The organism is Bordetella muralis (assembly GCF_965139205.1).
Taxonomy (GTDB): domain Bacteria; phylum Pseudomonadota; class Gammaproteobacteria; order Burkholderiales; family Burkholderiaceae_B; genus Bordetella_A; species Bordetella_A muralis.
Map to the genome: position 1 here is coordinate 1 of NZ_CBCSIU010000053.1, position 5,733 is coordinate 5,733.

Sequence of the window (5,733 nt, forward strand, 5' to 3'; positions counted from 1 at the left end):
CACAAAGACAAAACCCCTCGCAGCGCTAGCTGGAGGGGTTTTGAGGATAAGAGCCTGACGATGACCTACTTTCACAAACGAATGTTCACTATCATCGGCGCGAAGGCGTTTCACTGTCCTGTTCGGGATGGGAAGGAGTGGGACCACCTTGCTATGGTCGTCAGGCGTAAAGGGTTGGGCCGGTAGCGTTTTAAGTCTACGGGCCCCAATTTGGAAGAAGCACGACGTGTTGCGCGAGTCAGTCACTGGCCAAGGAGCGTGTCCTATGGGGGTGACGATCGGCGAGCAACAGGGGGTTATGTTTGACGAATTCTTTCACTATAAACGGCACTTGTCGCTACTATCTATCAGGTCATAAAACCCACAGAGTTATAGGATCAAGCCGCACGGGCAATTAGTATCGGTTAGCTCAACACATTACTGTGCTTCCACACCCGACCTATCAACGTTCTGGTCTCGAACGACCCTTCAGGGGGATCTAGTCCCCGGGATACCTAATCTTCAGACGAGTTTCCCGCTTAGATGCCTTCAGCGGTTATCTCTTCCGTACTTAGCTACCCGGCAATGCCATTGGCATGACAACCGGTACACCAGAGGTACGTCCACTCCGGTCCTCTCGTACTAGGAGCAGGCTCCGTCAAGTATCCAACGCCCACGGCAGATAGGGACCAAACTGTCTCACGACGTTTTAAACCCAGCTCACGTACCTCTTTAAATGGCGAACAGCCATACCCTTGGGACCGGCTACAGCCCCAGGATGAGATGAGCCGACATCGAGGTGCCAAACACCGCCGTCGATATGAACTCTTGGGCGGTATCAGCCTGTTATCCCCAGAGTACCTTTTATCCGTTGAGCGATGGCCCTTCCATTCAGAACCACCGGATCACTATGTCCTGCTTTCGCACCTGTTCGACTTGTCAGTCTCACAGTCAAGCACGCTTATGCCATTGCACTATCAGCACGATTTCCGACCGTACCTAGCGTACCTTCGAACTCCTCCGTTACACTTTGGGAGGAGACCGCCCCAGTCAAACTGCCTACCATGCACTGTCCCCGATCCGGATAACGGACCAAGGTTAGAACCGCAAACAAACCAGGGTGGTATTTCAAGGTCGGCTCCACCGAATCTAGCGACTCGGTTTCAGCGCCTCCCACCTATCCTACACAGGCCGGTTCACAGTCCAATGCAAAGCTACAGTAAAGGTTCATGGGGTCTTTCCGTCTAGCCGCGGGGAGATTGCATCATCACAAACACTTCAACTTCGCTGAGTCTCAGGAGGAGACAGTGTGGCCATCGTTACGCCATTCGTGCAGGTCGGAACTTACCCGACAAGGAATTTCGCTACCTTAGGACCGTTATAGTTACGGCCGCCGTTTACCGGGGCTTCGATCAAGAGCTTGCACCCCATCACTTAACCTTCCGGCACCGGGCAGGCGTCACACCCTATACGTCGACTTTCGTCTTGGCAGAGTGCTGTGTTTTTAATAAACAGTCGCAGCCACCGATTCTCTGCGGCCCCTTCATGCTCTGCGCGCAGGCGCATCACACTACCGGGGCATACCTTCTCCCGAAGTTACGGTATCAATTTGCCGAGTTCCTTCTCCTGAGTTCTCTCAAGCGCCTTGGAATATTCATCCCGTCCACCTGTGTCGGTTTGCGGTACGGTCTCGTACAGCTGAAGCTTAGAGGCTTTTCTTGGAACCACTTCCAATCACTTCGGTCCACATGGGACCTCGTGCAACACCCTTGAATCACGCGCCCGGATTTGCCTAAAGCGCCTTCTCTAATGTCGCAACAGGGACTTCCAACACCCTGATGACCTTCCGCGATCCGTCCCCCCATCGCACTGTACGACGGTGCTGGAATATTAACCAGCTTCCCATCAGCTACGCATCTCTGCCTCGCCTTAGGGGCCGACTCACCCTGCGCCGATGAACGTTGCGCAGGAAACCTTGGACTTACGGCGAGGGGGCTTTTCACCCCCTTTATCGCTACTCATGTCAGCATTCGCACTTCTGATACCTCCAGCAGCCTTTACAAGCCACCTTCGCAGGCTTACAGAACGCTCTCCTACCGCGTGTACCAAAGGTACACACCCGCAGCTTCGGTTTATTGCTTAGCCCCGTTACATCTTCCGCGCAGGACGACTCGATCAGTGAGCTATTACGCTTTCTTTAAAGGGTGGCTGCTTCTAAGCCAACCTCCTGACTGTCTATGCCTTCCCACTTCGTTTCCCACTTAGCAATAATTGGGGACCTTAGCTGGCGGTCTGGGTTGTTTCCCTCTTGAGTCCGGACGTTAGCACCCGGTGCTCTGTCTCCCAAGCTGTACTTGCGGGTATTCGGAGTTTGCCATAGTTTGGTAAGTCGCCATGACCCCCTAGCTATAACAGTGCTCTACCCCCCGCAGTAATACTTGAGGCACTACCTAAATAGTTTTCGGAGAGAACCAGCTATTTCCAGATTTGTTTAGCCTTTCACCCCTATCCACAGCTCATCCCCTAATTTTTCAACATTAGTGGGTTCGGTCCTCCAGCACGTGTTACCGTGCCTTCAACCTGGCCATGGGTAGATCATCTGGTTTCGGGTCTACACCCAGCGACTGATTCGCCCTATTCGGACTCGCTTTCGCTACGCCTTCCCTATTCGGTTAAGCTCGCCACTGAATGTAAGTCGCTGACCCATTATACAAAAGGTACGCCGTCACCCCATAAAGAGGCTCCGACTGTTTGTATGCACACGGTTTCAGGATCTATTTCACTCCCCTTCCGGGGTTCTTTTCGCCTTTCCCTCACGGTACTGGTTCACTATCGGTCGATTACGAGTATTTAGCCTTGGAGGATGGTCCCCCCATCTTCAGACAGGATTTCACGTGTCCCGCCCTACTTCTCTTACGCCTAGTTCCACAATCCAGATTTCATCTACAGGGCTATCACCTGCTACGGCCGGACTTTCCATTCCGTTCGATTATCTGAACTGCTAAATCGTAAAGGCTACTCCGATTTCGCTCGCCACTACTTTCGGAATCTCGGTTGATGTCTTTTCCTCGAGTTACTGAGATGTTTCAGTTCACCCGGTTCGCCTTCACTGGCCTATGTATTCAGCCAGGAATACTGCATCGCTGCAGTGGGTTTCCCCATTCGGACATCTGCGGATCAAAGCTTGTTTGCCAGCTCCCCGCAGCTTTTCGCAGGCTACCACGTCCTTCTTCGCCTGTAATCGCCAAGGCATCCACCATGTGCACTTAGTCGCTTGATCCTATAACACTGAAGTCTTATAGGACGCTGATATGTTTCGCGTTTGTGCCGTTCATAAGTTTCAAAGCGACAGATCTCTCGATCCATCTTGAGAACTTGGAACAAAATTAATGCAATCACAACCCGCATTCATATTCGCTGGTAATTAAACCAACTACTTCATGAACGCTTTCGTTGTGCTTCTTCCTAATTGTTAAAGAACAAATGTATAACTCGTTAGGCAAAACCCAACACATAACACTGACTCGCAGCACTATGTGTTGAACTCTACTTCCACACCAATCACTCACAATAAAGTAATGGTGGAGGTGAACGGGATCGAACCGATGACATCCTGCTTGCAAAGCAGGCGCTCTCCCAGCTGAGCTACACCCCCATTTCCCACATGCCAAGTCAATCAACTCAACACACAGCAAACCTGGTGGGTCTGGTTGGATTCGAACCAACGACCCCCGCCTTATCAAGACGGTGCTCTAACCGACTGAGCTACAGACCCATAATCTTCGGATCAGTACTCAGAATCACGGACCTCGGAGAAGAGTCTTCCCCCCTCACCGCAATCAACACCGATCCCAGCTATACATTCAACAAACAACCGATAAGCGTGGACGCTTAATAGCCACAGCTTCGCTCTTAAAGGAGGTGATCCAGCCGCACCTTCCGATACGGCTACCTTGTTACGACTTCACCCCAGTCATGAATCCTACCGTGGTAATCGCCCCCCTTGCGGTTAGGCTAACTACTTCTGGTAAAACCCACTCCCATGGTGTGACGGGCGGTGTGTACAAGACCCGGGAACGTATTCACCGCGACATGCTGATCCGCGATTACTAGCGATTCCGACTTCACGCAGTCGAGTTGCAGACTGCGATCCGGACTACGATCGGGTTTATGAGATTAGCTCCACCTCGCGGCTTGGCAACCCTCTGTCCCGACCATTGTATGACGTGTGAAGCCCTACCCATAAGGGCCATGAGGACTTGACGTCATCCCCACCTTCCTCCGGTTTGTCACCGGCAGTCTCATTAGAGTGCCCTTTCGTAGCAACTAATGACAAGGGTTGCGCTCGTTGCGGGACTTAACCCAACATCTCACGACACGAGCTGACGACAGCCATGCAGCACCTGTGTTCCAGTTCTCTTGCGAGCACTGCCAAATCTCTTCGGCATTCCAGACATGTCAAGGGTAGGTAAGGTTTTTCGCGTTGCATCGAATTAATCCACATCATCCACCGCTTGTGCGGGTCCCCGTCAATTCCTTTGAGTTTTAATCTTGCGACCGTACTCCCCAGGCGGTCAACTTCACGCGTTAGCTGCGCTACCAAGGCCCGAAGGCCCCAACAGCTAGTTGACATCGTTTAGGGCGTGGACTACCAGGGTATCTAATCCTGTTTGCTCCCCACGCTTTCGTGCATGAGCGTCAGTGTTATCCCAGGAGGCTGCCTTCGCCATCGGTGTTCCTCCGCATCTCTACGCATTTCACTGCTACACGCGGAATTCCACCTCCCTCTGACACACTCTAGCCCGGTAGTTAAAAATGCAGTTCCAAAGTTAAGCTCTGGGATTTCACATCTTTCTTTCCGAACCGCCTGCGCACGCTTTACGCCCAGTAATTCCGATTAACGCTTGCACCCTACGTATTACCGCGGCTGCTGGCACGTAGTTAGCCGGTGCTTATTCTGCAGGTACCGTCAGTTGCCTCAGGTATTATCCAAGGCCGTTTCTTTCCTGCCAAAAGTGCTTTACAACCCGAAGGCCTTCATCGCACACGCGGGATGGCTGGATCAGGGTTGCCCCCATTGTCCAAAATTCCCCACTGCTGCCTCCCGTAGGAGTCTGGGCCGTGTCTCAGTCCCAGTGTGGCTGGTCGTCCTCTCAAACCAGCTACGGATCGTCGCCTTGGTGAGCCTTTACCCCACCAACTAGCTAATCCGATATCGGCCGCTCTAATAGTGCGAGGCCCGAAGGTCCCCCGCTTTCCCCCGAAGGGCGTATGCGGTATTAGCTACGCTTTCGCGTAGTTATCCCCCGCTACTAGGCACGTTCCGATACATTACTCACCCGTTCGCCACTCGCCGCCAGACCGAAGTCCGCGCTGCCGTTCGACTTGCATGTGTAAAGCATCCCGCTAGCGTTCAATCTGAGCCAGGATCAAACTCTTCAGTTCAATCTCTGTTTAATTCGCGCACCACGTATAAATACATGGCACTTCACTCAAAGGAAGTGAGGTTCTATGAATATCTTTGACATTCAAGGTACTTCACTTCAAATGTGTGCGCTTGATTTTGTTTAGCTTCAAGCAACTCCGACGAATCAGAGCTGCTCGTGCTGCGCTACCAAGCGCCCACACTTATCGGTTGTTTCGTTGTTAAAGAGCGGGTCCTGCACCTGCGTCGCTTTCGCTTCGCATCTGCTACTGTGTCAGCAGCAGAGAAACGAGATTATGAAGGCTTTTTTTCACGCTGTCAAATCGATT

2 tRNA genes and 3 rRNA genes are annotated in these 5,733 nt (G+C 52.3%); all 5 read right to left on the reverse strand.

Annotated features, from left to right (window positions below):
• Window positions 1–52: 52 nt before the first annotated feature.
• Window positions 53–165 (reverse strand): 5S ribosomal RNA (gene rrf / locus ACNA0I_RS26740).
• Between the two features lie 208 nt (window positions 166–373).
• Window positions 374–3,259, reverse strand: a 23S ribosomal RNA gene (locus ACNA0I_RS26745).
• A gap of 299 nt (window positions 3,260–3,558) precedes the next feature.
• Window positions 3,559–3,634 (reverse strand) — tRNA-Ala (locus ACNA0I_RS26750).
• A gap of 43 nt (window positions 3,635–3,677) precedes the next feature.
• A tRNA-Ile gene (locus ACNA0I_RS26755) sits at window positions 3,678–3,754 on the reverse strand.
• A gap of 139 nt (window positions 3,755–3,893) precedes the next feature.
• Window positions 3,894–5,424: ribosomal RNA gene (locus ACNA0I_RS26760) — 16S ribosomal RNA — on the reverse strand.
• The 16S, 23S and 5S rRNA genes sit together here with 2 tRNA genes alongside, the layout of an rRNA operon.
• Window positions 5,425–5,733: the final 309 nt, after the last annotated feature.